Annotated in this window: 21 protein-coding genes; 11 read left to right on the top strand and 10 right to left on the bottom strand. The window is 53.7% G+C overall.

The genetic code is table 11. From position 1 onward, the window contains the following. The first annotated feature begins 9 nt into the window (after nucleotides 1-9). Entirely contained in the window at nucleotides 10-1,059 is a 1,050-nt protein-coding gene (locus ACKWMY_RS00105) for a PLP-dependent cysteine synthase family protein (protein ID WP_024528386.1), read from the top strand. An 87-nt stretch (nucleotides 1,060-1,146) separates the two neighbouring features. Here ACKWMY_RS00105 and cof read toward each other — a convergent pair whose 3' ends face one another. Next, nucleotides 1,147-1,968 (bottom strand): HMP-PP phosphatase, encoded by an 822-nt coding sequence (cof, locus tag ACKWMY_RS00100; protein WP_409485700.1) that lies wholly within the window; start codon nucleotides 1,966-1,968, stop codon nucleotides 1,147-1,149. A 132-nt stretch (nucleotides 1,969-2,100) separates the two neighbouring features. Between cof and ACKWMY_RS00095 the strand changes: the two genes are divergently transcribed. Beyond that, a complete protein-coding gene (locus tag ACKWMY_RS00095) occupies nucleotides 2,101-3,807 on the top strand; it encodes an SgrR family transcriptional regulator (protein WP_409485699.1) in 1,707 nt (568 codons plus the stop codon). A 164-nt stretch (nucleotides 3,808-3,971) separates the two neighbouring features. Beyond that, a complete protein-coding gene (gene queC, locus ACKWMY_RS00090) occupies nucleotides 3,972-4,670 on the top strand; it encodes a 7-cyano-7-deazaguanine synthase QueC (protein ID WP_024528383.1) in 699 nt (232 codons plus the stop codon). A gap of 434 nt (nucleotides 4,671-5,104) precedes the next feature. Here queC and ACKWMY_RS00085 read toward each other — a convergent pair whose 3' ends face one another. The 9 genes from ACKWMY_RS00085 to bolA form a co-directional block, all read right to left on the bottom strand. After that, the gene (locus ACKWMY_RS00085; protein WP_024528382.1) at nucleotides 5,105-5,518 is read right to left on the bottom strand and encodes an acyl-CoA thioesterase; all 414 of its coding nucleotides are present in this window, start codon (nucleotides 5,516-5,518) and stop codon (nucleotides 5,105-5,107) included. A gap of 197 nt (nucleotides 5,519-5,715) precedes the next feature. Beyond that, the gene (locus ACKWMY_RS00080) at nucleotides 5,716-6,093 is read right to left on the bottom strand and encodes a ComEA family DNA-binding protein (RefSeq protein ID WP_074030770.1); all 378 of its coding nucleotides are present in this window, start codon (nucleotides 6,091-6,093) and stop codon (nucleotides 5,716-5,718) included. Nucleotides 6,094-6,362: 269 nt separating this feature from the next. After that, nucleotides 6,363-8,243 carry a peptidylprolyl isomerase gene (gene ppiD / locus ACKWMY_RS00075; RefSeq protein WP_409485698.1) on the bottom strand — a complete coding sequence of 627 codons (1,881 nt, stop codon included), beginning with the start codon at nucleotides 8,241-8,243 and terminating at the stop codon, nucleotides 6,363-6,365. A gap of 170 nt (nucleotides 8,244-8,413) precedes the next feature. Continuing rightward, entirely contained in the window at nucleotides 8,414-8,686 is a 273-nt protein-coding gene (hupB, locus tag ACKWMY_RS00070; RefSeq protein WP_004954599.1) for a nucleoid-associated protein HU-beta, read from the bottom strand. Between the two features lie 217 nt (nucleotides 8,687-8,903). Continuing rightward, nucleotides 8,904-11,258 carry an endopeptidase La gene (lon, locus tag ACKWMY_RS00065; RefSeq protein WP_021805482.1) on the bottom strand — a complete coding sequence of 785 codons (2,355 nt, stop codon included), beginning with the start codon at nucleotides 11,256-11,258 and terminating at the stop codon, nucleotides 8,904-8,906. Between the two features lie 193 nt (nucleotides 11,259-11,451). Next, nucleotides 11,452-12,723 carry an ATP-dependent protease ATP-binding subunit ClpX gene (clpX, locus tag ACKWMY_RS00060; protein ID WP_021180166.1) on the bottom strand — a complete coding sequence of 424 codons (1,272 nt, stop codon included), beginning with the start codon at nucleotides 12,721-12,723 and terminating at the stop codon, nucleotides 11,452-11,454. A 207-nt stretch (nucleotides 12,724-12,930) separates the two neighbouring features. Beyond that, nucleotides 12,931-13,554: an ATP-dependent Clp endopeptidase proteolytic subunit ClpP gene (gene clpP, locus ACKWMY_RS00055; protein ID WP_021180167.1), complete on the bottom strand. Its 624-nt coding sequence runs from the start codon at nucleotides 13,552-13,554 to the stop codon at nucleotides 12,931-12,933. 421 nt (nucleotides 13,555-13,975) lie between these two features. Next, nucleotides 13,976-15,280, bottom strand: a complete 1,305-nt coding sequence (tig, locus tag ACKWMY_RS00050; protein ID WP_024528379.1) for a trigger factor — start codon at nucleotides 15,278-15,280, stop codon at nucleotides 13,976-13,978. A gap of 364 nt (nucleotides 15,281-15,644) precedes the next feature. Further along, entirely contained in the window at nucleotides 15,645-15,959 is a 315-nt protein-coding gene (bolA, locus tag ACKWMY_RS00045; RefSeq protein WP_021805484.1) for a transcriptional regulator BolA, read from the bottom strand. A gap of 350 nt (nucleotides 15,960-16,309) precedes the next feature. Between bolA and ACKWMY_RS00040 the strand changes: the two genes are divergently transcribed. From ACKWMY_RS00040 to ACKWMY_RS00005, 8 genes are all read left to right on the top strand, one after another. Then, nucleotides 16,310-16,888 (top strand): lipoprotein, encoded by a 579-nt coding sequence (locus ACKWMY_RS00040; protein WP_021180171.1) that lies wholly within the window; start codon nucleotides 16,310-16,312, stop codon nucleotides 16,886-16,888. A gap of 53 nt (nucleotides 16,889-16,941) precedes the next feature. Further along, a complete protein-coding gene (gene ampG, locus ACKWMY_RS00035) occupies nucleotides 16,942-18,420 on the top strand; it encodes a muropeptide MFS transporter AmpG (protein ID WP_024483942.1) in 1,479 nt (492 codons plus the stop codon). Nucleotides 18,421-18,865: 445 nt separating this feature from the next. After that, the gene (gene cyoA, locus ACKWMY_RS00030; RefSeq protein WP_024483941.1) at nucleotides 18,866-19,819 is read left to right on the top strand and encodes a cytochrome o ubiquinol oxidase subunit II; all 954 of its coding nucleotides are present in this window, start codon (nucleotides 18,866-18,868) and stop codon (nucleotides 19,817-19,819) included. A gap of 4 nt (nucleotides 19,820-19,823) precedes the next feature. Further along, the gene (gene cyoB / locus ACKWMY_RS00025) at nucleotides 19,824-21,815 is read left to right on the top strand and encodes a cytochrome o ubiquinol oxidase subunit I (RefSeq protein WP_021180174.1); all 1,992 of its coding nucleotides are present in this window, start codon (nucleotides 19,824-19,826) and stop codon (nucleotides 21,813-21,815) included. Further along, a complete protein-coding gene (locus ACKWMY_RS00020; protein ID WP_024528376.1) occupies nucleotides 21,805-22,419 on the top strand; it encodes a cytochrome o ubiquinol oxidase subunit III in 615 nt (204 codons plus the stop codon). The genes cyoB and ACKWMY_RS00020 overlap by 11 nt, the downstream gene beginning before the upstream one ends. Then, nucleotides 22,420-22,758, top strand: a complete 339-nt coding sequence (locus tag ACKWMY_RS00015; protein WP_024483939.1) for a cytochrome o ubiquinol oxidase subunit IV — start codon at nucleotides 22,420-22,422, stop codon at nucleotides 22,756-22,758. 17 nt (nucleotides 22,759-22,775) lie between these two features. Beyond that, entirely contained in the window at nucleotides 22,776-23,666 is an 891-nt protein-coding gene (gene cyoE, locus ACKWMY_RS00010) for a heme o synthase (protein WP_074030765.1), read from the top strand. Between the two features lie 327 nt (nucleotides 23,667-23,993). Next, nucleotides 23,994-25,358, top strand: coding sequence for an MFS transporter (locus ACKWMY_RS00005; RefSeq protein ID WP_024483938.1), 1,365 nt, complete (start codon nucleotides 23,994-23,996; stop codon nucleotides 25,356-25,358). Nucleotides 25,359-25,537 lie beyond the last annotated feature (179 nt).

The following is a 25,537-nucleotide window of genomic DNA, read 5'->3' as shown; positions in this document are numbered from 1 at the left end:
GGCCAGATCATGACAAACGCTTGGGTAAAATATGCTATTGGTGAAATAGAAGCGGATTTCCAACGCTCCGCCGATACGCACTTGATCCGCTTGAACCTGCCGGAATTTCCCGGCATCTATCTTTACCTGAAAGATGAAAGCACCCACCCTACCGGCAGTCTTAAACACCGCCTGGCGCGTTCGCTGTTCCTTTACGGGCTCTGTAACGGTTGGATCAACCAGAACACGCCGATTATTGAAGCCTCTTCGGGCAGCACGGCGGTATCGGAAGCCTATTTTGCCCGCCTGCTCGGCCTGCCGTTTATCGCGGTGATGCCTTCCTGCACGGCTAAACGTAAGGTGGAGCAAATCGCCTTTTACGGTGGCCGCAGCCATTTTGTCGATCATGCCGCCCAGATTTATGCGGTGTCAGAGGAGTTGGCCAAAGAGCTGAACGGCCATTATATGGATCAGTTCACCTTTGCCGAACGCGCCACCGACTGGCGTGGTAACAACAACATCGCCGACAGCATTTTCCGCCAGATGGAGCGTGAACCGCACCCGGTTCCGAAACACATCGTGATGAGTGCCGGCACTGGTGGCACCTCGGCGACGCTGGGGCGCTATATTCGCTATCAAGGTCATGATACGCAGCTCACCGTGGTCGATCCGGAAAACTCGGTGTTCTACGACTGCTTCCATCATGGCGATCGCACCATCATCGGCAGCTGTGGCAGCCGCATCGAAGGGATTGGCCGCCCACGCGCCGAACCGTCGTTTATCCCTTCGGTGATCGACAACATGTTGCGCGTGCCAGATGCCGCCAGTATCGCCACCATTTATTGGCTGGAAAATATTCTTGGCCGTAAGGTAGGTGCCTCTACCGGGACCAACGTATGGGGAGCACTGCAACTGGCCAAGCAGATGCGGGATAAAGGCGAGCAAGGTGCCATCGTCACCCTGCTATGCGACAGCGGCGAGCGCTATCTGGATACCTATTACAATAGTGACTGGGTCAGCAACCATATCGGCGATTTGACACCATATAGCGCTCAGTTGGCTAACTTGTCAGGTAAATAACTTATTAGGTTGCCAACTCATTAAGGCGAAGTTCAGGGGATAAAAAAAGCCGGGTAGTCATACCCGGCCGGCTGTAATGCTAATACCTCAGAATTCGGGGGAATAGGTGAGGTGTGGTGAACGCAGCCAATGTTGTAAATAGTGAGCCACCGCCTGCTGTTCGCAGTGGCCAATAACCTGTAGTTGGGGCAGTAACGATTTCAACTGTGGCAGGGCATTGCCCATTACCACGCCGTGCCCTACTCCCGCGAGCATTTCCTTATCATTCATCGCATCGCCAAAGGCCATACAATCAGCCAACGTCAGCCCCAGATGGCGGCTCAGCCTGTCCAATGCCGCTCCCTTGTTGCAATCCTTTGGCAGCACTTCGAGGCAATCATAGGCCGAGAAGCACAGATCGGCACGGGTGCCGAAATGCTCACTCAACTGTGCCTGTAGTTTGACCAGTTCTTCATGGGGGGCACAGAAACAGACCTTGCTGTTGCCAAGCGCAGGCAGACGGCGCAACTCGGCGAGTTGGAAATGAAAGCCGCTGAGATGATGTGCAGCCAGCATTTCCGGCACCGCAGTTTCGGTCAACCAACCTTCATCACGAAACACGTGCATGCTGGCAGAGGTACGCCAGTGGGTGTGCAACACCTCTTCGGCAATCTCCGCCGGTAAGTCGGTAGCATGCAGTTGCTGCCCTTGCTGGTCATAGACGCGAGTGCCATTACCGGTGATCAGATAACCTTGTAATCCCAGTTGCGCCATGATCGGCTGAGCATCAAGGTAATGCCGCCCAGTGGCAAAGGTCACCACCATCTCCCTGTCGATAAGCTGCCTTAACGCACTCAGCGTTTCCGGCCCGATACGGTGATCGGGGGTCAGCAGGGTGCCGTCCATATCGAAAGCGGCCAGGCGATACATAGGAACCTCGTAAATGTGAGCACAATGGCAATCACCGCAGTATGGGGTGGTATTTGCGGAAGTAATAGTGAACAATTTGTATAAATGCTTCCTGATTTATCTTTCATCGCTTGCAACATCTAGGATACCGCTATGCGCCTGGTTCATCGCCTCGGCCAGTATCAACGTTTGTACCACCAGCTAGGCAGCACGCCGGTGGCGATCACGATCGGTGAATTAGCTGCGATCTTCTATTGCAGCGAGCGGCATGCACGCACTCTGGTACAGCAGTTGCAGCAACAAGGTTGGCTAAGTTGGCAATCACAGGCTGGGAGGGGGAAACGCGCGCAGCTGCAGTGCCTGAAAACCCCCGATGAACTGCGGACTGCGCATCTCCAACGTTTACTGCAACTGGGCGACCATCAGGGAGCCTTGGAAATGGCGCAGCTGGCGCCACAGCATCTGCAAGAGTTGCTGAGCCCTCACCTCGGCGGCCAATGGCAGGAAGGCAGCCCTACGCTGCGTATCCCTTATTACCGCACGTTGGAAAAGCTCGATCCGTTGACGCTAAGCGGCCGTGCGGAACAGCATCTGGTCGCAACCGTTTATGCCGGTTTGACGCGCTTCAACACCGGTTGCCCCGAGCCGCAGCCCGATCTGGCCCATCACTGGCAGATTAGTGAAAACGGCCTGCGTTGGCAGTTCTTTCTACGCAGTCAACTGCGCTGGCATAACGGCGAGGCCTTGACCGGCCAACAGCTATTGCAAACCCTCAACGCCCTGCAACACCATCCGCGCAGTCAGCCATTATTGAGCAGCGTGGCAACAATCAGCCTGCCACATGCACTATGCATCCAGTTCGATCTGCAAATGCCCGATTATTGGCTGGCGCACCGGCTGGCAGAACTGCCCTGCCTGATGACACATCCAGAGTTACCGACCCTCGGTGCAGGTCCCTTTAAGCTGGCACTAAACGAGCCGCATATGGTGCGGCTGGAACAACATCCTTACTACCATCTGCAACATCCCTATTTGGAAAGCATCGAATACTGGATCACGCCAGAGTTACCAACCCACAGTACCGATACCAGTTGCCTGCACCCGGTACGCATCACTATCGGCCAACAGGAAGAACTGGCACTGGCACGGCCGGTACAACGCAGTATGAGCCAAGGGTGGTGCTACCTGGCGATTAACCAGCGCCGTGGCGTACTGAGTGAAGCCCAAGGGCAAAAGCTGCTGATGCTGATCCAGCGATCCGGCCTGCTGGCCAGCTTGCCCATCCAGCAGGGTGTGATCATACCAAGTCATGAAATGCTGCCGGGCTGGGCGATCCCTGAGCATGACGTCCTGCAGGACGTTGAACTGCCACCTCAGTTGACGCTGTTGTACCATCCACCGATCGAACTAGAGAGCGTAACTCAGGCTTTGCAACAATTGCTGGCGGACCATGGCTGCCAATTAGAGATCCGCTATTATTCCGGCAAACGTTGGCAAAGTACCGAGCAGATAGCCCAAGCCGATCTGTTGCTGGCCGATAACCTGATTGGTGAAGCTCCGGAAGCGACGTTGGAAAGCTGGCTACGTCGCGATTTGCTGTGGCAAGGAATTTTGCGAGAAGAGGATTGGCAGCACCAACAGCGGACCCTGCAACAGATCCAGCAATGCCCAGCACCGCAGCAGCGCTTCAGCCAGCTAAAAGCGTATTATCAACAGCTGATGGGAGCCGCAATCCTCACTCCCCTATTCAACTATCAGTATCAGGTCAGTGCCCCTCCCCGCATACATGGTGTGATGCTCACCGCCTACGGCTGGTTTGATTTTTGCCAGGCTTGGCTGCCACCGCCGCTGGATGATTAGGTTACCCTACGCTGTGGCGAACATTTCTGATAGCATCCCCGCATGTGTGTTATGAAGCCCAATAGCGCCAGGCTATGGCCAGTCAAGCTGTAGCCTGGCAGCAAAGGGCATAAACCGGCCGCCCGAATGTGCATCGGGAATGGCCCTAGCCAGAAGGTAGATTTATGAAACGCGCAGTCGTCGTTTTTAGCGGTGGACAAGACTCCACGACCTGCTTGATCCAGGCATTGCAACAGTATGATGAAGTTCACTGCATCACGTTCGATTACGGCCAGCGTCATCGCGCCGAAATCGAGGTGGCCCAGGCCTTATGCCAAACTCTGGGAGCCAAGGCGCACAAGGTTTTGGACGTTGGGTTGCTCAATGAGCTGGCCATCAGCAGTTTGACTCGCGATAACATCCCGGTTCCCACCTACGACAGCTCACAGACCGATGCCTTGCCAAGCACTTTTGTGCCGGGGCGCAACATCCTGTTCCTCACCCTGGCGGCAATTTATGCTTACCAGGTGGAAGCCGAAGCCGTGATCACCGGGGTATGCGAGACCGATTTCTCGGGCTATCCGGATTGCCGCGACGAGTTTGTCAAGGCCTTGAATCAGGCCATCGTACTGGGGATTGCCCGTGATATTCGCTTTGAAACCCCGCTGATGTGGCTCAACAAGGCTGAAACCTGGGCGCTGGCGGACTATTACCAGCAGTTGGAACGTATCCGCCATGAGACGCTCACCTGTTATAACGGCGTTCAAGGCGACGGCTGCGGTGAATGTGCGGCCTGCCACCTGCGCGCCAACGGGTTGCAGCAGTATCAGCAGGACAAGGTCGGCGTGATGGCCAGCCTGAAGCGGAAAACCGGCTTGGTTTAAGCCAATTCATGGGCGGCGGCAATGCCGCTCAATAAGTCAGATTAAGCCATCGTTGGGTCCCCTCATCCCAACCCTCTCCCACAGGGAGAGGGAGCTGGTACGCAGTTGCCATCCAGGCAAGAGCCATCCCTTCAATAAGTTGATACGGTGTTGTCATCCAGGCAAGAGTCACCCCTTCCATGAGTTGATACGGTGTTGCCATCTAGGCAAGAGTCATCCCTTCCATGAGTTGATACCGTGTTGCCATCCAAGCAAGAGTCATCCCTTCCATGAGTTGATACGGTGTTGCCATCAGGTACTGAGATACTCCTGTAGCACCGCCCCTTTCATTTACCGATGGTCAGGTTGTGAGCGAAATAACCACTGGCACGTTCGGTCCCCTCTCCTTGTGGGAGAGGGCTAGGGTGAGGGGGCATGACGAGCACGATGCTTCATCAGCCCTCAGCATCTTTCTGCTGTAGTGCCACCAGGTGTTCACGTAATGCGCCTTCAATCGGCAGTGCCCGCTGGGTTTTCAAATCAATACAGACAAAGGTCAACGTCGCGTCGGCGACCACGGTCCCCTCAGGCTCCAGCAATACCTGCTGGCTCAGCACCCCGCTCTTGCCATTGAGTTGCAGCATCTGGCTATCGATGCGCAGCTTATCCCCCAATACGGCGGGCTTACGATAATTGATATTGATGTTCACCACGATAAACGCGATGTTGTTTTGCGTCATCCAGTGGAAAGCATCCAGATCCTCCAGCCACTCCCAGCGCGCTTCTTCCAGGAATTCCAGATACCGGGCATTATTAACGTGTTGATAGACATCAAGATGATAGCCACGAACTTTGATATAAGTCTGCATAGTGAAACAACCGCTCCTGCTCTGGTGATAGCGAATTAATACCGGCATACCCGTTCAGTGATATCCCTCCTTGCAGGCCGCATGCTTGTACCGCAGGGCTTGGGCAAAGAGTTTGCGATGGATGACTGGTATGACCTGTAAAATGTAGCAGAGTAGCGCGGCTGCGAGGCCACTTTGCCACGCAGCCGCGAGCGGGATCACATTTTCAGTCGATCACGATTTCTTTCCACCAAGGAGGGACCGATCCCCGGCACCTCTTGTAGCTGGTCTATTTCACTAAACGGCCCGTTCTGTTCGCGGTAGCGCACTATGGCCTCCGCCTTTTTCAGCCCTACGCCGTTCAACATGCTGGCTAACGCCTCTGCATCTGCCTGGTTAATGCTGACCTTGGCTTCCCCCTCGCTTTGCGCTTCAAGGCTGACCTTAGGCGATACCGCAGCGGCCTGTGGTTGCCCCAGAGAGGGTTTCTCTGCGGCAATGGCTGAGCTCCCTATCAGGCCAAACAGCGCCGCCGCCAGGAGTAGCTGGCGGATAACGGTAAAACGGATAATGGCTTTATTTTCGCTAAGTTGCATGCTGTATCCTCCTTGTGTTTGACAGCAAGGTTACCTTGCCGCAGCGGCGGAAGATCGGCAATTGGCAGAGTTTAAATGTGGAAAAGGCCGCGAAAGCGGCCTTTGAGTCTTTCAAGCTGTTGCAAAAAAATGCGGTGCGAATCCCCGTCGTCTTCCAAGCTGCAGCGTTGTTACCTGCACTTGCTCACCCCAGTCACTGACGAAAAGTAAGTTTCTGGGGATAAACAAGCTTGTCGCCTAGCTGCAACTTGAAATCCATAGGGGACAAGTTACGGCTGTTGTTGCTCAGCGGCACCCATTTTGATCTTGGCTTCTTTGCGCAGATTAGTCAGCAAGGCATCGAAGGTCACGCTAGCGCTTCCTTTCTCCATGTTGCTGACGAAGGTTTTCATTTCGTCTGCTGGCAACGTACCTGGCTTAACGCTATCCAGGGCGATCAACACCACGTTCCCTTGAGCATCCTGTGACATACCGTAAACCACTTTACCGGCTTGCGGGTGCGGCAGTGCGAATACGGCTTCCACCAGTTGGCTGTCTTCCGGGGCGCGTGCCATTTTCTGTACGCTGCCGAAGCTCAGACCAGCGGCTTTCATCGCCTCATCGCCTTTGCCCTGCTTCAACTCAACCAGCAGTTTTTCACCCTGCAGTTTGGCTTCTTGCAGTGCCTTGTTGTGTTTGACCATCGCGGTTACGCGATCTTTCACCTTGTCGAAAGGTTCAATCCCTTCCGGCTGATGGGCCACAACGCGAACCACGAACGCACGATCACCGTCAACGGTGATGACGTCAGAGTTGCTGCCTGGCGCGCCGTTCTCGCCAATCAGCGAACCATCGAAGATGGCCTGCACAACCGGCTTGAAGTTCAACGCAGCAGGAACAGAGTCACGGGTAAACCATTCGGTGTTAGCCGCCTTGACACCCGCAGCCTCTTCCGCCGAGGCCAGGGACTCGTTATCGCTGGTCGCCGCTTCGCTGACTTTCTGCTGCAGCGCATAGTAGGCATCTACCGCTTTTTCCTGCTTGATCTGCTTGGCGATAGCATCATGCACTTCGCTCAATGGCTTCACCAGCGCAGGCTTGATATCGTCCAGGCGCACGATCAGATAACCCACTGAAGACTTCACTACGCCAGAAAGTTGGCCTTTCTCGGTCAGGTTAGCCTGTTTCAGTTCGTCTGCCGTGGTATCTGGCTCCATCCAGTCCATTTCGCCACCGGTACGGCGCGAGATGATGTCGGTAGATTTCTCTTTCGCCAACGCAGCGAAATCACCACCGTTTTTCAACTCTTCCAATACTGCCTTGGCATCCGCTTCGGTTTTCAGCTGGATCACGCTGAATTTTTTGCGTTCCGGCTGGCCAAAGCTGCTTTGATGCCCATCGTAATAGGCGCTGATATCCGCTTCGGTAACGGTCACTTTATCCTGCAATGCCGCGGCATCCAGCGGGATAAAGCTCACTTTCACCTTCTCGGGTGCGATGAAGCTGTTTTTGTTCTGCTCGAAGAAGGCCTTCAGCTCTTCGTCGGTGACGGTTTGCTTGGCCATCATGGCATTGAGATCGATCGTCGCCAGGCGCACATCGCGCTCTTGCAGAACCAGGGCAACCATAGACTCTGCTTCGCTTGGTGGGACGATGTCGGAGCCGCCGAAGGCCTGGATCATCTGCTGGTTGATTAACCGCTGGCGCGTGTATTGCGCATATTGATCTGCGCTAAAGCCCGAACGGGTAATCAGGTCGAGATATTTGGCGTTGTCGAACTTACCGTCCGTCTGGAAATAGGCTTCTTGACGGATAGCCTCTTTCACCTGATCGTCACTGGCGCTCAGGCCCAGCGTCTTCGCGTACTGGTCCAGCAGCGACTTGTCGATCAGTTGAGACAGCACCTGCTGGCGCATCTGCTGCATGTAACCTTCGTTGCCAGCCATGGCAGAGAAACGGTCACCCAGTTCCTGCTGCATACGGCTACGTTCACTCTGGAAAGCCTGTTCCAGCTGGGCGCGTTCGATCACCTGGCCATTTACTTTCGCAGCGTAATCGCCGGCACTTCCCTGATAGCTGACTACTCCAGTCAAAAGAAATGACAAGATAATCAGCCCCAGGATGATTTTTAGCACGACGTGGTTAGCAGCCGCGCGTAAATTGTCCATCATAGTGTGACAACACTCCGCTGTGATGTGGATTAACAACCCTTGTGCAGGCGCGTTCCCTGCGACAAAAATAAAAAAAGCGCATCAACCTGATGCGCCTTATATCTTACCTTACCAATACCGCTGCGTCAGGTGATTGTTTACCGGCGACGCGATGCGATGAAACGCCGTAATCAGTTTACTGCGTCTTTCAGGGCTTTCCCTGCACGGAAAGCCGGAACTTTGGCTGCCGCGATTTTGATCTCTTTACCCGTTTGCGGGTTACGGCCGGTACGAGCTGAACGCTCACGCACGGTGAAAGAACCGAAACCAACCAGAGCCACGTCATCCCCTTCTTTCAAGGAATCGGTAACGGAAGCAATAATTGCGTCCAAAGCACGCCCTGCTGCCGCTTTAGAAATATCAGCACCCGCGGCAATTTTGTCGATCAGTTGTGACTTATTCACTCTATCATCCCCTCTAGAATTCAAAACGTCGCACCGAAAAAATCCCTACGGTTACGACAGCGCTGCTGTTATATCAATCCCGTCGTGCCTTGGCAAGCCACCAAACGGCGACGAAACGCGAGCCGACAGGGATCTAACTTAGCGGCACAAAAAAATACTGGCAAGTCCGAATTGGCTTGCCAGCATGAGTTTTATCAATGGTTTTTGCTATACGTCACTATTTTACCGCTACGGGCTGTGCGCCGAAGGCCGGATTGACCAGTGCGATGTTCAAAACTTCATCGATTCGCTGTACCGGGTGGATCTCCAGATCGGCAATGACGTTGTCCGGGATCTCTTCCAAATCGCGCTTGTTCTCGTAAGGGATCAGCACGGTTTTGATACCGCCACGGTGTGCCGCCAGCAGCTTCTCTTTCAGGCCACCAATCGGCAACACATGACCACGCAAGGTGATCTCACCGGTCATTGCCACATCGGCACGCACCGGGTTGCCTGTCAGGCAGGAAACCAGCGCGGTACACATGGCAATACCGGCGCTTGGGCCGTCTTTCGGCGTCGCCCCTTCCGGCACGTGGACGTGGATATCACGTTTTTCATAGAAGTCGGCGTTGATGCCCAACTTCTCTGCACGTGCACGTACCACGGTCAATGCAGCCTGGATAGACTCCTGCATCACTTCACCCAAAGAACCGGTGTAGGTCAGCTTGCCTTTGCCCGGTACGCAGGCGGTTTCAATGGTCAGCAGATCGCCGCCCACTTCCGTCCACGCCAGCCCGGTTACCTGGCCTACGCGGTTTTCGGTGTCCGCACGGCCGTAGTCAACACGCTGGACGCCCAGATAGTCCTTGAGGTTTTCGCCGTTGATCTCGATGTGCTTGAGCTTCTTGTCCATCAGCAGCGACTTGACCGCTTTACGGCACAGCTTGGAAATTTCACGCTCCAGGCTACGCACCCCGGCTTCACGGGTGTAATAACGGATAATGCCGATAATGGCACTGTCATCCACTGTCAACTCACCTTTCTTCAACGCGTTGCGTTCAAGCTGCTTTGGCAACAGGTGCTGTTTGGCAATGTTCAGCTTTTCGTCTTCGGTATAGCCGGAAAGACGGATCACTTCCATACGGTCCAGCAACGGTGCCGGAATGTTCATCGAGTTCGAGGTCGCCACGAACATCACGTCGGACAGATCGTAATCCACTTCCAGATAGTGATCGTTAAACGCCACGTTCTGTTCCGGATCCAACACTTCCAGCAGGGCTGAAGCCGGATCGCCACGCATGTCGGATGACATCTTGTCGATCTCATCGAGCAGGAACAGCGGGTTTTTCACCCCAACTTTGGCCATTTTCTGGATCAGTTTACCCGGCATGGAGCCGATGTAAGTCCGGCGGTGACCGCGAATCTCCGCTTCGTCACGTACGCCGCCCAGCGCCATACGGACATATTGGCGGCCGGTCGCACGAGCGATCGACTGCCCCAGCGAGGTCTTACCCACGCCAGGAGGCCCTACCAGGCACAGGATTGGGCCCTTGATTTTGCTGACGCGGCTCTGCACTGCAAGATACTCAAGGATGCGGTCTTTGACGCGTTCCAGGCCGTAGTGATCGGTATCGAGCACTTCCTGCGCCTTGAGCAGGTCTTTTTTCACCTTGCTGCGCGCATTCCACGGCACCTGGATCATCCAGTCGATATAGCCACGCACTACGGTCGCTTCCGCAGACATCGGCGACATCATTTTCAGCTTTTGCAGTTCCGCTTCGGTTTTCTCACGCGCTTCTTTCGGCATTTTGGCCGCTTCGATCTTGCGCTTCAACGCCTCGTGTTCATCCGGCGTGTCGTCCATCTCGCCCAGTTCTTTCTGAATCGCCTTCATCTGCTCATTCAGATAGTACTCGCGCTGGCTCTTTTCCATCTGTTTCTTGACGCGGTTACGGATGCGCTTCTCAACCTGCAGCAGGTCGATCTCCGACTCCATCATCGCCATCAGGTACTCAAGACGCTCGGTGATATCGAACATCTCCAGCACCGACTGCTTGTCGCTGAGTTTCAGCGGCATATGCGCGGCGATGGTGTCCGCCAGGCGTGCAGCGTCGTCGATGCTGTTCAATGAAGTCAGCACCTCCGGTGGAATTTTTTTGTTCAGTTTGATGTAGCCTTCAAACTGATTGATCGCCGTGCGCACCAGGACTTCCTGCTCACGCTCGTCGATAGCCGGTGATTCAAGATATTCAGCCTGGGCAGCGAAGTGTTCACCGCTGTCGGAAAGCGTGGTAATACGCGCACGCTGTAAACCTTCGACCAGCACCTTGACCGTGCCGTCCGGCAGTTTCAGCATCTGTAAAATCGATGCAACGGTACCTACCGAGAACAGATCGTTAATGCCAGGTTCATCCGTCGAGGCCTCTTTCTGCGCCACCAGCATGATCTTTTTATCGTGATCCATTGCGGCTTCGAGGCACCGAATCGATTTTTCCCGGCCAACAAACAACGGGATCACCATGTGCGGATAAACCACCACGTCGCGCAATGGCAACACGGGGATTTCAATGCGTTCGGAACGCTCAGGGTTCATAGAGCTCTCTCTTAGTTTAATTTCCGCCAGGATTAGGGGGATCTCATGAGACGCAAGCATCAAACGTTTCACAAAATCTGGATTATGAGTATATGGGGATGAATCTCTGACATTCAACGGTAACAATGTCGAGAAAAAGAAAAGGGGGATAAAATCCCCCTTTTACGATTAACTTTCTGGTTTGACTGGCTAATTATTCGCCAGAAGCCTGCGCTTCCGGTTTGCCGTAAATCAATAACGGCTTGGATTGGCCAGCGATCACCGATTCGTCGATCACCACTTTATCTACGCTTTCAAGCGACGGCAGATCGTACATGGTGTCCAGCAGCGCGCCTTCTACAATCGAACGCAGGCCACGGGCACCGGTCTTACGCGTCATGGCCTTCTTGGCGATAGCGTTCAGCGCTTCCTCACGGAATTCCAGATCTACCCCTTCCAGATTGAACAACGCCTGATACTGCTTGGTCAGGGCGTTTTTCGGCTCTTTCAGGATCTGGATCAGTGCTTCTTCACTCAGTTCGCTGAGGGTGGCAACCACTGGCAGACGACCGATGAACTCCGGGATCAGACCAAATTTGATCAAGTCTTCCGGCTCTGCCTGCAACAGCAGTTCGCCTTCGGTGGCTTTTTCAGATTCACCCTTCACCGTGGCACCAAAACCGATACCGGAACCGGTGTTAACGCGCTGGCCAATCACCTTATCCAGGCCGGCAAACGCACCGCCACAGATAAACAGGATCTTGGAGGTGTCCACCTGCAGGAATTCCTGCTGCGGATGTTTACGCCCACCCTGTGGTGGAACCGCCGCAATCGTGCCTTCGATCAGCTTCAGCAACGCCTGCTGCACGCCTTCGCCCGAAACGTCACGGGTGATGGACGGGTTGTCTGACTTACGTGAAATTTTATCAATTTCATCGATATAGACGATGCCGCGCTGGGCTTTTTGCACGTCGTAGTCGCATTTCTGCAACAGTTTCTGGATGATGTTTTCCACGTCCTCACCCACGTAACCGGCTTCGGTCAACGTTGTGGCATCGGCCATGGTGAAAGGCACATCCAGGAAACGTGCCAGCGTTTCTGCCAGCAAGGTCTTGCCGCTACCGGTTGGGCCGATCAGCAAAATATTGCTTTTACCCAGTTCGATGCCATTGCTGGTATCGCCATTACGCAGGCGTTTGTAGTGGTTATAGACCGCCACCGCCAGCACTTTTTTCGCCTGTTCCTGACCGATAACATAATCGTCCAGGTGGTGACGAATTTCGTGCGGTGTCGGCAATGAATTACGCTCGCGATGCGGCGCAACTTCTTTAATCTCTTCGCGAATAATGTCGTTACACAGATCAACACATTCATCGCAGATATACACTGACGGACCGGCAATCAGCTTACGCACTTCATGCTGGCTTTTGCCGCAGAAAGAGCAGTACAGCAGCTTTCCTGAACCGTCTTTGCGCTTATCTGTCATGAGTCAAACCTCTTCTTTTGTCTTTGTCCCGCACCATTACGCGGCGACAATGCGCCCAAACTTTATACCGGGAACGCCGATAACGCTGTTTAAAGCGAGCCAGGCCCGCTCTGAATACTATAGCCTATCGGCCCGCAAGCCGCGCGCTACCCATAACCTTTCAGGCAACAGGTATGCACTACAGCTTGCGACCCTTCGGGTATAGTTTTAGCTGCGGTGCGTCAGAATGCTGTCGACCAGACCGTATTCTACCGATTCTTCCGCCGTCATGAAGCGGTCACGTTCGGTATCACGTTCGATCTGTTCCAGCGATTGGCCGGTATGTTGTGCCATCAACTCATTCATGCGAGCCTTCACCTTCAGGATCTCACGCGCATGGATTTCAATATCCGTTGCCTGGCCCTGGTAGCCGCCCAGCGGCTGGTGGATCATCACTCTGGAGTTTGGCAGGCAGAAACGCTTGCCCTTGGTGCCTGCCGTCAGCAGGAACGACCCCATGGAACACGCCTGCCCCATACAGATGGTGCTGACGTCCGGCTTGATAAACTGCATGGTGTCATAGATTGACATACCAGCCGTGATCACGCCGCCTGGCGAGTTGATATACAGGAAAATGTCTTTTTCTGGGCTTTCTGCCTCGAGGAACAACATCTGTGCCACGATCAGATTAGCCATATGATCTTCAACCTGGCCGGTCAGGAAGATAATGCGCTCTTTCAGCAGGCGGGAATAAATATCGTAAGAACGCTCCCCGCGCGAAGTCTGCTCTACCACCATCGGCACCAGTGCCATGTTAGGTGCAAATTGGTCTCGTTCGCCACTGTATGACATTACCGTCTCCTAATAGAAATTGCCTTGGCGCCATTGTCTGTCGATTCTACTTGAGAACGGCCATCATGACTACGTTCAAGCCATCGACAGGCTCCACACTGATTTGACGGCGCTATCATTCCGCCAGGCGGATAAAGCGGCCCATACTGTTGTAGGAATTGGGGGGTCACAGAGCGCATTTCAAGCCCGGTGAACAATTTCACCAACATCCCTGTGTGGCAGGCAAGGTCACAACCACTGGCCTTCCGCCGCCGCCATTCGTCCTCGACCCAATAAATATAGTGCATATTGCCACAGTTAAGCCGAGATTAATCAGTCACGTGGCAAAAGAAAAGCCCGTAACCAAAGTTACGGGCCTTGTAAGGAACTCCCAGCTACGGCAAAGGACCTGCCATCAGGTCGCTCCTGGCATCAACCAGCATTACGCTTGTTGAGTCTGGTTCATCAGCTCGCTGAAGGTAGTGGCTTTTTCAGTCACTTTCGCTTTAGCCAGCAGGGCTTCTACCGCTTGTTCTTCCAGAGCAACGTTACGCATGTTGTTCATCAGCTCTTTGTTTTTGCTGTAGAACTCAACAACTTCGCTCGGATCTTCGTAGGCGGAAGCCATTTCTTCGATCAGGGTCTTAACGCGATCTTCATCGGCTTTCAGATCGTTGGTGCTGATCACTTCGCCCAACAGCAGACCGACCACAACGCGACGTTTGGCTTGCTCTTCGAACAGTTCGCGTGGCAGTTCCAACGCTTGCTTCTCGTTGCCACCAAAACGCTGTGCAGCCTGACGACGCAGAACGTCGACTTCGCCGTCGATCAGTGCCGCTGGCACGTCGATTTCGTTAGCGTTGACCAGACCGTCGATAGCCTGAGTCTTGATGCGGTTACGCACGGCGCCTTTCAGTTCGCGCTCCATGTTTTTACGCACTTCGGTACGCAGACCGGCGAGAGAACCATCAGCCACGCCGAAACGCTTGATGAACTCTTCGGTCAGTTCTGGCAACTCGCGCTGTTCAACTTTCTTCAGCACGATAGCGAACTTGGCCGCTTTCCCTTTCAGGTTTTCTGCGTGGTAATCTTCTGGGAAGTTGACGTCGATGGTGAACTCTTCACCGGCTTTATGACCCACCAGACCTTCTTCGAAGCCTGGGATCATGCGGCCCTGGCCCATAGCCAGAACGAAATCAGCGGCTTTACCGCCTTCAAACTCTTCACCGTCGATAGAGCCGGTGAAGTCAACGGTCACGCGGTCTTCAGCAGTGGCTGCGCCGTCGGTGTCTTTCCAGGTCGCCTGCTGCTTACGCAGAGTTTCCAGCATGGTATCCACATCGGCGTCGTTAACTTCAACCACAGGTTTTTCAACCTCGATGCTTTCCAGGCCTTTCAGCTCAACTTCTGGATAGACTTCGAATTCCACGGTGAAAGCGAAATCTTCGCCTTCTTTATACTCGCCCGGTACGTAGTTTGGTGCACCGGCCGGGTTGATTTTCTCTTTGATGATCGCGTCAACAAAGTTGCGCTGCATCAAATCGCCCAGCACGTCCTGACGGACGGAGGCGCCATAACGCTGTTCGACGATGTTCATCGGCACTTTGCCTTTACGGAAACCGTCGATACGTACGCTTTTAGCTGCGTTGATCAGCTCTTTCTTTACTGCCTGATTGATAACATCAGCGGGTACAGTAATAGAGAGACGGCGCCCAAGGCCTTGAGTGGTTTCTACTGAAACTTGCATCTTGTTACCTCAAAAAAATCACAGTGCTCGGTCAACTCCGTTCCAAGAACCAGGACGGCTACATTAAAAACCGAGTTCCCTGATGTCGAGAGCGTTCCGAAACCATTCCGGAAAAAATAGACGCGACATTATAGCGGCGCAAGCGTAGCTAGTCGAGGATGGCAAGGCAGCACTGGCGCGTTAAAAATCACACTTTTGCCGATTTTTCGCCCAAATACCTTGATGCCATGGCCATCAGAGCTGCAAACACCTTCGGCTTTGTCGTCGTCAAAAACAGCAACGGCCCGCAGGCCGTTGCAAAATTCGTCAGTAGTAATACCTTAAATACGGGTAAAAGTTCCACTGATACCGTAAATTTTAGGTATTAAGCTAATGTGCCCGCCCCACGGCAAGGTGGCGAAGCTGGCACCGTATCCTGCAGCCCTTCCCACTCTTTCAGGGTATAGGTATGCAGTGCCAGCGCGTGTACGCCGTTTTCCAGTTCTTCCGCCAACACGCCATAAATGGAGCGATGCCGGGTCAGGAACCGTTCGCCGACAAAGCGGTCGCTCACCAACACCACCTTGAAATGACTTTCGGATCCAGCAGGAACGTTATGCCGATAGCTCTCATCAGTCACTTCCAGATACGCGGGTTCAAACGCCGCCCTTAACTTTGCTTCTATTTGCTCGCGGATCATAGGATCTCCTTACACCGGCAGGCTACCAGGTTCTACTTTAATATTAGTCGGTTTTGCCCCCGCCAGAACATGGCTATCGTAAATCCCACGACACAATGCCGAAAAATTCATCAATAAAAGTGGCTCAGTTGAGGTTTATCCGATTGAGCCACTCGAAAAAGCCTGTTTTTATCCTGGTTGAGGAAAAATTTACGCTACGGCCACCTTCAACACTTCCACCCGTTGTTGGCAATGCTATGATGGCGGCAATTTATCGTTGACTCTAGCGCTTTGATTATCAAGCACCCACAACCCTGCCCGCGGGCTTGAACAGCACCGGGTATAAAACCACGATTGATGAGACAGTCATAATGTTAAAAAAACTTTGTCTTCCTCTGCTGGCTGCACTGCTGTTAGCTGGCTGTGCGACCAGCACCAATACGCTGAACGTAACCCCGAAGATCGTGTTGCCACAGCAGGACCCAACCCTGCAAGGGATCACTATCAGCATTAACGGTGCAGACCAACGCCCCGATCAGGCGCTAGCCAAAGTGAACCGTGACGGCCAACTGATCACCCTGACCCCATCGCGCGATCTGCGCTTCCTGCTACAAGAAGTGCTGGAAAAGCAAATGGGCGCGCGTGGTTATATGATTGGGCCATCAGGTGCGGTTGATTTGCAAATCGTAGTGAATACGCTGTTTGCCGACGTTTCCCAAGGCAACCTGCGCTACAACATCACCACCAAAGCGGATATTTCAATCATCGCGCAGGCCAAAAACGGCAACAAGCAGGTGAAGAACTACCGTTCTACCTATAACGTGCAGGGTGCCTTCACCGCCAGCAATGAAAAAATCACCGATGCGGTCAACACCGTGCTGGGTGACGTCATCGCCGATATGGCTCAAGACACCAGCGTCAACGACTTTATCAAGCAAAACGCACGTTAATCAGGCAATGCCTCGCGCTGCTCGGTTTACAGGGCAGCGCAGATCGGGATCTCATGTCGAAACAGTATCTGAATATTTTTACCCAGCGTAATTCCGTCATCCTGTTGGTGTTGGGCTTTGCCTCGGGGCTGCCGTTGGCATTGACCTCCGGCACGCTGCAAGCCTGGATGACCGTCGAAGGCCTCGATCTGAAAACCATCGGTATCTTCTCGCTGGTGGGCCAGGCCTACGTGTTCAAGTTCCTCTGGTCTCCGTTTATGGATCGCTACACTCCCCCGTTCCTCGGGCGGCGGCGTGGCTGGTTGTTGATCAGCCAGTTGCTGCTGGTAGTGGCCATCGTGGCGATGGGGTTTATGAATCCGTCACAGCATCTATGGTGGCTGGCCACGCTGGCGGTGGTGGTGGCATTCTGTTCTGCCTCACAGGATATTGTTTTTGACGCCTACAAAACCGATCTGCTGGCGGCCGAAGAACGCGGGGCCGGGGCCGCAGTGTCGGTACTGGGTTATCGCCTGGCAATGCTGGTCTCCGGCGGGCTGGCCCTGTGGCTGGCCGATCGCTATTTCGGTTGGCAGGCGACTTACTGGCTAATGGCCGGGCTGATGCTAATTGGCGTAGCCGCTACGCTGATGGCACCGGAACCGGACGACAGCATTCCTGCGCCGCGCACCCTCGAGATGGCGGTAGTCGCTCCACTGCGTGACTTCTTCGCCCGTAACAATGCCTGGCTGATCCTGTTGCTGATCGTGATGTATAAGATGGGTGACGCTTTTGCCGGGAGTTTAAGCACCACCTTTCTGATCCGCGGCGTCGGCTTCGATGCCGGCGAGGTCGGCCTGGTGAATAAAACCCTCGGTCTGTTTGCCACCATCGTCGGGGCCCTGTTCGGCGGCGTCTTGATGCAGCGTCTCAGCCTGTTCCGGGCGCTGATGCTGTTCGGCATTTTGCAGGCGGTATCCAACATCGGTTACTGGCTGTTGGCAATCACCGCTAAAAACATCCTGACGATGGGCAGCGCCATTTTCCTGGAAAACCTGTGTGGCGGCATGGGCACCGCAGCCTTTGTCGCCCTGCTGATGACCCTGTGCAACAAATCCTTCTCCGCCACCCAGTTTGCCCTGCTCTCGGCGCTCTCCGCCGTTGGCCGCGTTTACGTCGGGCCAATTGCCGGTTGGTTCGTGACCGCTCATGGCTGGCCACTGTTTTACCTGTTCTCCATCGCGGCGGCGGTTCCAGGCCTGCTGCTGCTGTTAATCTGCCGCCAGACGTTGGAGTACACGCAACGTACCGACAACTTTATGCCACGCACTGAGTTTCGTGCCGCCTATCGCTGGGCACTACGCCTGCTGGGCGCCGGTTGCTCGCTGCTAGGCGTATGGTTGCTGCTGCTGATCGCCAACGCGCTGGATTGGACCGATTGGCCCAACCTCGCCGTGCAGCTGCTGCAAACCGGTGCCATGCTGAGCCTGGTGGGGATTATCATGGGTAGCCTGTTGGACTACCTGGCGTTGCGCCGAACGCAATTAGCGTGATTTTTTTGTTGGCCGATAAAATTCGGCCAACAAAAAAGCATCAGAAAAACGAATTTATTTCGTTAAAAATTTAATATTTTTACCAAAGCTATTTTTTTACCCGAGTAAAACGCTCGGAAATAGATTTTAATTCACCTCAATAAAACAAAAATTTTACATTAAATAAACCTTTTTGCGCCTATTCAAACATCGCCACCGCTGACGCGATATCCTGACATACCCTTGGTTTTCCATGACATAGCATCCCCCCGGAACGATTCAGCTCGCCAACACATTGTTGCCATTAGTAAATTGTCACCTAACGTTACATGTGTGACCCCCTTAACAGAAAGTGTCAACAAGCCGCTGACACTCTCTTAAGTATGTTTACAGTACTGCAACCTTCCCGTAAAATGCCCGCACACATGAAACGACAATATAGAGCCTTGGTAATTGGGGTCGTTAGATGAGACTTAAGAAATACAATAAAAGTATTGGGATGTTATCCTTAATTGTCGCCACCGTTATGCTAAGCGGTTGCGATATGGTGTTGATGGATCCCAAAGGAGCAATAGGTGTTGAGCAACGAAGACTGATCCTCACGGCAATCGGCTTGATGCTGATCGTTGTGGTGCCAGTGATCTTCATGGCATTTGCCTTTGCCTGGAAGTATCGTGCTTCCAACAAGAGCGCCAAGTACAGTCCGAATTGGTCACACTCCAACAAGATTGAAGCGGTCGTCTGGACCATTCCAATCATTATCATCGCCATCCTTGGCACCATAACCTGGAAAACAACCCACGCGCTGGATCCATTCAAGCCGATTGTCGCCGACAAAAAGCCAATGACCATCGAAGTGGTGTCGTTAGACTGGAAATGGCTGTTCATCTACCCAGAGCAGGGTATCGCGACCGTTAATGAGTTGGCTTTCCCGAAAGATGTTCCAGTCGAATTCAAAGTCACCTCTAACTCGGTAATGAACTCGTTCTTTATTCCTCAGTTAGGTGGGCAGATTTATGCGATGGCCGGGATGCAGACCAAACTGCACCTGATCGGCAACGAAGCGGGCAAATACGATGGTATTTCCAGCAGCTTCAGTGGCCGCGGGTTCTCCGGCATGAAATTCACCGCCATTGTCACCCCGACCGAAGGCGACTTCGATCAGTGGGTAGCCAAGGTGAAAGAATCGTCTAATACCCTTAACGCCACCAGCGATTTTAACAAACTGGCAGAGCCGAGTGAAAACAACCCGGTTGAGTACTTCTCCAGTGTCAAACCGAATTTGTTCAAAGAGACTATTGGCAAATTCATGGGTGATATGCACATGCACAAAGGCGCAGAAGCTTCCGCGCACCAGGGCATGGACATGAGCCAGGGTATGGACATGAGTGAACATGCTCACGCCGGAGCCGAGGAATAATCTGATGTTGGGAAAATTAACACTTGATGCGGTTCCGTTGCATGAACCGATCATCATGGTCACCGTTGCTGCAATCATCGTTGGCGGGCTGGCCCTGCTGGCGCTGATCACGTATTTCGGCAAATGGAAGTGGCTGTGGAGCGAATGGCTGACCTCGGTCGACCATAAAAAAATCGGTATCATGTACATCATCGTGGCCATGGTCATGCTGCTGCGTGGTTTTGCTGATGCCATCATGATGCGTAGCCAGCAGGCGCTCGCGTCTGCCGGTGAGGCCGGATTCCTGCCGCCGCACCACTACGACCAGATCTTTACCGCGCACGGCGTCATCATGATCTTCTTCATGGCAATGCCTTTCGTGGTGGGTCTGATGAACGTGGTGGTTCCGTTGCAAATCGGTGCGCGCGACGTTGCCTTCCCGTTCCTGAACTCCCTGAGCTTCTGGTTCTTCGTGGTCGGCGTGGTCTTGATCAACATCTCGCTGGGTGTCGGTGAATTCGCACAGACCGGCTGGTTGGCCTATCCACCGTTGTCGGGTAAGGAATACAGCCCTGGCGTCGGGGTCGATTACTGGATCTGGAGTCTGCAGATTTCCGGTCTGGGTACCCTGTTGACCGGTGTGAACTTCTTCGCCACCATCCTGAAGATGCGTGCCCCTGGCATGCCGATGATGAAGATGCCGGTATTCACCTGGGCAGCACTGTGTACCAACGTGCTGATCATCGTCTCCTTCCCAATCCTGACCGTCACCGTCGCGTTGCTGACCCTGGATCGCTATCTGGGCACCCATTTCTTTACCAATGATATGGGCGGCAACATGATGATGTACATCAACCTGATTTGGGCCTGGGGTCACCCAGAGGTGTATATCCTGGTTCTGCCAGTGTTCGGTGTCTTCTCTGAAGTTACCGCCACCTTCTCGAAGAAACGTCTGTTCGGCTATACCTCACTGGTATGGGCAACCATCGCGATCACCGTCCTGTCGTTTATCGTTTGGCTGCACCACTTCTTTACCATGGGGTCAGGCGCCAACGTTAACGCCTTCTTCGGGATTGCCACGATGATCATTTCCATCCCGACCGGGGTGAAAATCTTCAACTGGCTGTTCACCATGTACCAAGGCCGTATTCAGCTTAACTCCGCGATGCTGTGGACCGTGGGCTTCATCATCACCTTCTCCATCGGTGGGATGACCGGCGTGCTGCTGGCGGTACCGGGTGCCAACTTCGTGCTGCACAACAGCCTGTTCCTGATTGCCCACTTCCATAACGTGATTATCGGTGGTGTGGTGTTCGGTTGCTTCGCTGGCCTGACCTACTGGTTCCCTAAATCCTTCGGCTTCCGTCTGAATGAGACCTGGGGTATCCGCGCATTCTGGTTCTGGATCATCGGTTTCTTCGTTGCCTTTATGCCGCTGTACGCACTGGGCTTCATGGGGATGACCCGCCGTATCAGCCAGAATATCAATCCTGAGTTCCACCCTCTGCTGCTGGTTGCGGCTGGCGGTGCAGCGCTGATTGCCTGCGGTATCCTGTGCCAAGTGATCCAGGTTTACGTCAGTATCCGTGACCGCGAGCAGAACCGCGATCTGACCGGTGACCCGTGGGGTGCACGTACGCTGGAGTGGTCAACATCTTCACCACCTCCGTTCTATAACTTCGCCGTAGTGCCAGAAATTCACGATCGTGATGCGTTCTGGGACATGAAAGAAAAAGGCGAAGCCTATAAGAAACCCGCGAAGTACGAGCCGATTCATATGCCGAAGAATACCGGCGCCGGTGTGATTATTGCTGGCTTCAGCCTGGTATTTGGTTTCGCGATGATCTGGGATATCTGGTGGATGGCGATTGCTGGCTTCGTCGGCATGATCGTGACCTGGATCGTCAAGAGCTTCGATGAAGATGTTGATTACTATGTGCCGGTTGATGAGATCGAGCGCATTGAGAACCAACACTATGAACAAATCAGCAAAGCAGGCGTGAAACATGTCAACTGATACTCTGACCAACCATAGCGCAGCCCATGCCGAGCATGGGCACCACGACGCAGGAGAAACCAAGGTCTTCGGATTCTGGATCTACCTGATGAGCGACTGTATTTTGTTTGCGAGCTTGTTCGCAACCTATGCAGTACTGGTGAACGGGACCGCGGGCGGTCCCACTGGGAAAGATATCTTCGACCTGAATTTTGTACTGGTTGAAACTTTCCTCCTGCTGTTCAGCTCCATCACCTACGGTATGGCGATGATCGGCATGAACAAGGGCAAGGTAAGCAGCGTTAACACCTGGCTGTTCCTGACCTTCCTGTTTGGCGTCGGCTTCGTGGCGATGGAGATCTATGAATTCCATCACCTGATCGCCGAAGGTTACGGCCCAGATCGCAGTGCGTTCCTCTCCAGCTTCTTTGCGCTGGTGGGTACTCACGGTCTGCACGTGACCACAGGCCTGATCTGGATCATCATCATGATGATTCAGGTGAGCAAGCGTGGCCTGAACCCAACCAATAAAACCCGTCTGATGTGCCTGAGCCTGTTCTGGCACTTCCTGGACGTGGTCTGGATCTGCGTATTTACCGTTGTCTACCTGCTGGGGGTAATGTAAATGAGCCATTCATCCCATGATACCTCTCACGGCGGCGCAAGCCACGGTAGCGTGAAGTCATATCTGACCGGCTTTATCCTGTCGGTCATTCTGACGGTAATTCCATTTGCGATGGTGATGAGCGGCAGCGCCTCTCACTCCACCATCCTGGCGGTTGTGGTCGGCATGGCGGTTATCCAGGTGATCGTTCACCTGGTTTACTTCCTGCATATGAACACCTCATCGGAAGAGCGCTGGAACCTGGTGGCATTGCTGTTCACCGCTATGATCATCGGTATCGTTGTTGTGGGTTCACTCTGGATTATGTACAACCTCAACATCAACATGATGGTCGATTAAGAGCAGAGCTGGACGTGATGATTAAGCAATACCTGCAAGTAACTAAACCAGGAATTATTTTCGGTAATTTAATTTCTGTCGTCGGGGGATTCCTGCTCGCTTCCAAAGGGAGCATCGACTATCCCCTGTTTCTCGCCACCCTGTTAGGGGTCTCGTTGGTGGTTGCCTCGGGCTGTGTATTTAACAACTACATTGACCGCGACATTGACAAGAAAATGGAGAGAACGAAGAACCGGGTGCTGGTAAAAGGCCTGATCACGCCGAGTGTGAGCCTGGTTTACGCTACCTTGCTGGGTATTGCTGGTTTTGCACTGCTGTATATCGCAGCCAACCCGTTGGCCATGTGGCTGGCGGTGATGGGCTTTGTGGTTTATGTCGGCGTTTACAGCCTGTACATGAAACGCCACTCGGTATACGGCACGCTGATCGGCAGCCTGTCTGGAGCCGCGCCGCCGGTGATTGGCTACTGCGCGGTCACCAACGAGTTTGACGCTGGTGCATTGATCCTGCTGGCCATCTTCAGCCTGTGGCAGATGCCGCATTCCTATGCGATTGCCATCTTCCGCTTTAAAGATTACCAGGCAGCCAACATCCCGGTACTGCCGGTGGTGAAAGGCATCTCCGTTGCCAAAAACCACATCACGCTCTACATCCTGGCGTTTATGATCGCCACGCTGATGCTGACCCTTGGCGGTTATGCTGGCTACAAATACCTGATCGTCGCAGCGGCGGTGAGCGTATGGTGGCTAGGCATGGCGTTACGCGGCTACAAAGCGGAAAATGACAGCGTCTGGGCGCGCAAACTGTTTGTGTTCTCAATCGTGGCCATTACCTCACTCAGCGTAATGATGTCGATCGATTTCAGTGCCAGTGCTACACCGGAAACCCTGTTGACCTACGCTTGGTAAAACAGCGGTTATCTGCGAATGGGCCGCTTAGCGGCCCATTTTATTTGTTTCGGAGAAAAGCACACCAACTGTAATATCTGTTAAACAACATTCGATTTACCCCCCCTGCCCTACGCACTAGAATGACGCAACTTTGCCGAGGCTATTCCAACTGGCTAAGTCCCCCGCTTAACCTGTTGGAATAGGTTCGATACCCTATGAATTTCAAGTTGCAGCTAGGCGACAAGCTTGCTCATCCCCAGGAGCTTACTTTTGTAAGTGACTGGGGTGAGCAAGTGCAGCTAACAACGCTGCAACTTGAAAGGCGACGGGTTAACTGAGGTTTACATGAACGACAATATTATGACGCCCCAAGAACGCCGCGCAACCTGGGGCTTGGGTACCGTCTTTTCCCTACGCATGCTCGGCATGTTTATGGTGTTACCGGTCCTGACCACCTATGGGATGGCGCTGCACGGTGCCAGCGAGGCACTGATCGGCCTGGCTATCGGTATTTATGGCCTGGCGCAGGCGGTATTTCAGATCCCCTTCGGCCTGATTTCCGACCGCGTTGGCCGTAAGCCGCTGATCGTCGGCGGGCTGTTGATCTTCGCCCTTGGCAGCGTGATCGCAGCCTTAAGCGACTCTATCTGGGGGATCATTCTTGGCCGTGCATTGCAGGGTTCCGGGGCAATAGCTGCTGCGGTGATGGCGCTGCTGTCGGATTTAACTCGCGAACAGAATCGTACCAAGGCGATGGCGTTTATCGGCATCAGCTTCGGTATCACCTTTGCTATCGCCATGGTGGTGGGCCCGATAGTGACCCATGCTTTCGGTTTGCATGCGCTGTTCTGGATGATAGCCGTGCTGTCGCTCGCCGGTATCGCTATTACCTTGCTGGTCGTCCCTTCTGCTGACGAACACGTACTGAACCGGGAATCGAGCATCGTACGGGGCAGTTTCAGCAAGGTGCTGAATAATTCGCGGCTGTTGAAACTCAACTTTGGCATCCTGTGCCTGCATATCCTGCTGATGTCCAGCTTCGTCGCCCTACCGTTGGCAATGGAAAAAGCTGGGCTGGCCGCTGCGGACCACTGGAAAGTCTATCTGGTCACCATGTTGGTTTCCTTCATTGCCGTAGTGCCATTTATCATCTATGCAGAAAAATATCGCCGCATGAAGCAGGTCTTTATGGGCTGCGTAGCGGTTCTGTTTTGCGCCGAGGTGGTGCTGTGGTTTTCTGGCCAGCATCTATGGGGCATCATTGCCGGGGTGCAGCTGTTCTTTATGGCGTTTAACGTCATGGAAGCCATCCTGCCTTCGCTGATCAGCAAAGAGTCCCCTGCGGGTTATAAAGGCACGGCGATGGGCGTTTACTCCACCAGCCAGTTTATTGGCGTGGCCATCGGCGGCAGCGTGGGCGGCTGGTTATATGGTTTTCAGGGAGCAGGATTGGTCTTTATCGCCGGTGCGGTACTTGCCGCCGTCTGGTTTGTGGTCAGCAGCACCATGAAAGAGCCACCTTACGTCAGCAGCCTGCGTATCACGTTGTCTGAACTGGCGGTAAAAGATTCGGCGTTACAAAGCCGCTTGCTGGCTCAGCCGGGCGTAGCGGAAGCAGTTGTGGTTCCCGAGGAGCGCAGCGCTTACGTGAAGGTAGATACCAAACAGACCAATCGCGGCCAGTTGGAAGCCCTGATCGCAGCGCTTTAAGGATGCCCATCTACTTTGGCTTGATCGTCTGTTGTTCCCCCTCACCCCAACCCTCTCCCCAAAAAGGAGAGGGAGTGGGTACGGCATTATAGTCAGGCACAACACTCTGTCTGTGGCATGTTCAGTTGAATATTTGACGCGGGGTTACAGACTGGAACAGACGTAACGTTGTGGCACGA

The organism is Serratia sp. J2 (assembly GCF_046269175.1).
GTDB classification, from domain to species: Bacteria; Pseudomonadota; Gammaproteobacteria; order Enterobacterales; family Enterobacteriaceae; genus Chania; species Chania fonticola_C.
This window is presented reverse-complemented; position numbering and strand designations above follow the sequence as displayed.

Bases quoted from the DNA above. Each gene is read 5' to 3' on its own strand.
- ACKWMY_RS00105 (WP_024528386.1), top strand. From the start codon at position 10: ATGACAAACGCTTGGGTAAAATATGCTATTGGTGAAATAGAAGCGGAT.
- cof (WP_409485700.1), bottom strand. From the start codon at position 1,968: ATGTATCGCCTGGCCGCTTTCGATATGGACGGCACCCTGCTGACCCCC.
- ACKWMY_RS00095 (WP_409485699.1), top strand. From the start codon at position 2,101: ATGCGCCTGGTTCATCGCCTCGGCCAGTATCAACGTTTGTACCACCAG.
- queC (WP_024528383.1), top strand. From the start codon at position 3,972: ATGAAACGCGCAGTCGTCGTTTTTAGCGGTGGACAAGACTCCACGACC.
- ACKWMY_RS00085 (WP_024528382.1), bottom strand. From the start codon at position 5,518: ATGCAGACTTATATCAAAGTTCGTGGCTATCATCTTGATGTCTATCAA.
- ACKWMY_RS00080 (WP_074030770.1), bottom strand. From the start codon at position 6,093: ATGCAACTTAGCGAAAATAAAGCCATTATCCGTTTTACCGTTATCCGC.
- ppiD (WP_409485698.1), bottom strand. From the start codon at position 8,243: ATGATGGACAATTTACGCGCGGCTGCTAACCACGTCGTGCTAAAAATC.
- lon (WP_021805482.1), bottom strand. From the start codon at position 11,258: ATGAACCCTGAGCGTTCCGAACGCATTGAAATCCCCGTGTTGCCATTG.
- clpX (WP_021180166.1), bottom strand. From the start codon at position 12,723: ATGACAGATAAGCGCAAAGACGGTTCAGGAAAGCTGCTGTACTGCTCT.
- clpP (WP_021180167.1), bottom strand. From the start codon at position 13,554: ATGTCATACAGTGGCGAACGAGACCAATTTGCACCTAACATGGCACTG.
- tig (WP_024528379.1), bottom strand. From the start codon at position 15,280: ATGCAAGTTTCAGTAGAAACCACTCAAGGCCTTGGGCGCCGTCTCTCT.
- bolA (WP_021805484.1), bottom strand. From the start codon at position 15,959: ATGATCCGCGAGCAAATAGAAGCAAAGTTAAGGGCGGCGTTTGAACCC.
- ACKWMY_RS00040 (WP_021180171.1), top strand. From the start codon at position 16,310: ATGTTAAAAAAACTTTGTCTTCCTCTGCTGGCTGCACTGCTGTTAGCT.
- ampG (WP_024483942.1), top strand. From the start codon at position 16,942: ATGTCGAAACAGTATCTGAATATTTTTACCCAGCGTAATTCCGTCATC.
- cyoA (WP_024483941.1), top strand. From the start codon at position 18,866: ATGAGACTTAAGAAATACAATAAAAGTATTGGGATGTTATCCTTAATT.
- cyoB (WP_021180174.1), top strand. From the start codon at position 19,824: ATGTTGGGAAAATTAACACTTGATGCGGTTCCGTTGCATGAACCGATC.
- ACKWMY_RS00020 (WP_024528376.1), top strand. From the start codon at position 21,805: ATGTCAACTGATACTCTGACCAACCATAGCGCAGCCCATGCCGAGCAT.
- ACKWMY_RS00015 (WP_024483939.1), top strand. From the start codon at position 22,420: ATGAGCCATTCATCCCATGATACCTCTCACGGCGGCGCAAGCCACGGT.
- cyoE (WP_074030765.1), top strand. From the start codon at position 22,776: ATGATTAAGCAATACCTGCAAGTAACTAAACCAGGAATTATTTTCGGT.
- ACKWMY_RS00005 (WP_024483938.1), top strand. From the start codon at position 23,994: ATGAACGACAATATTATGACGCCCCAAGAACGCCGCGCAACCTGGGGC.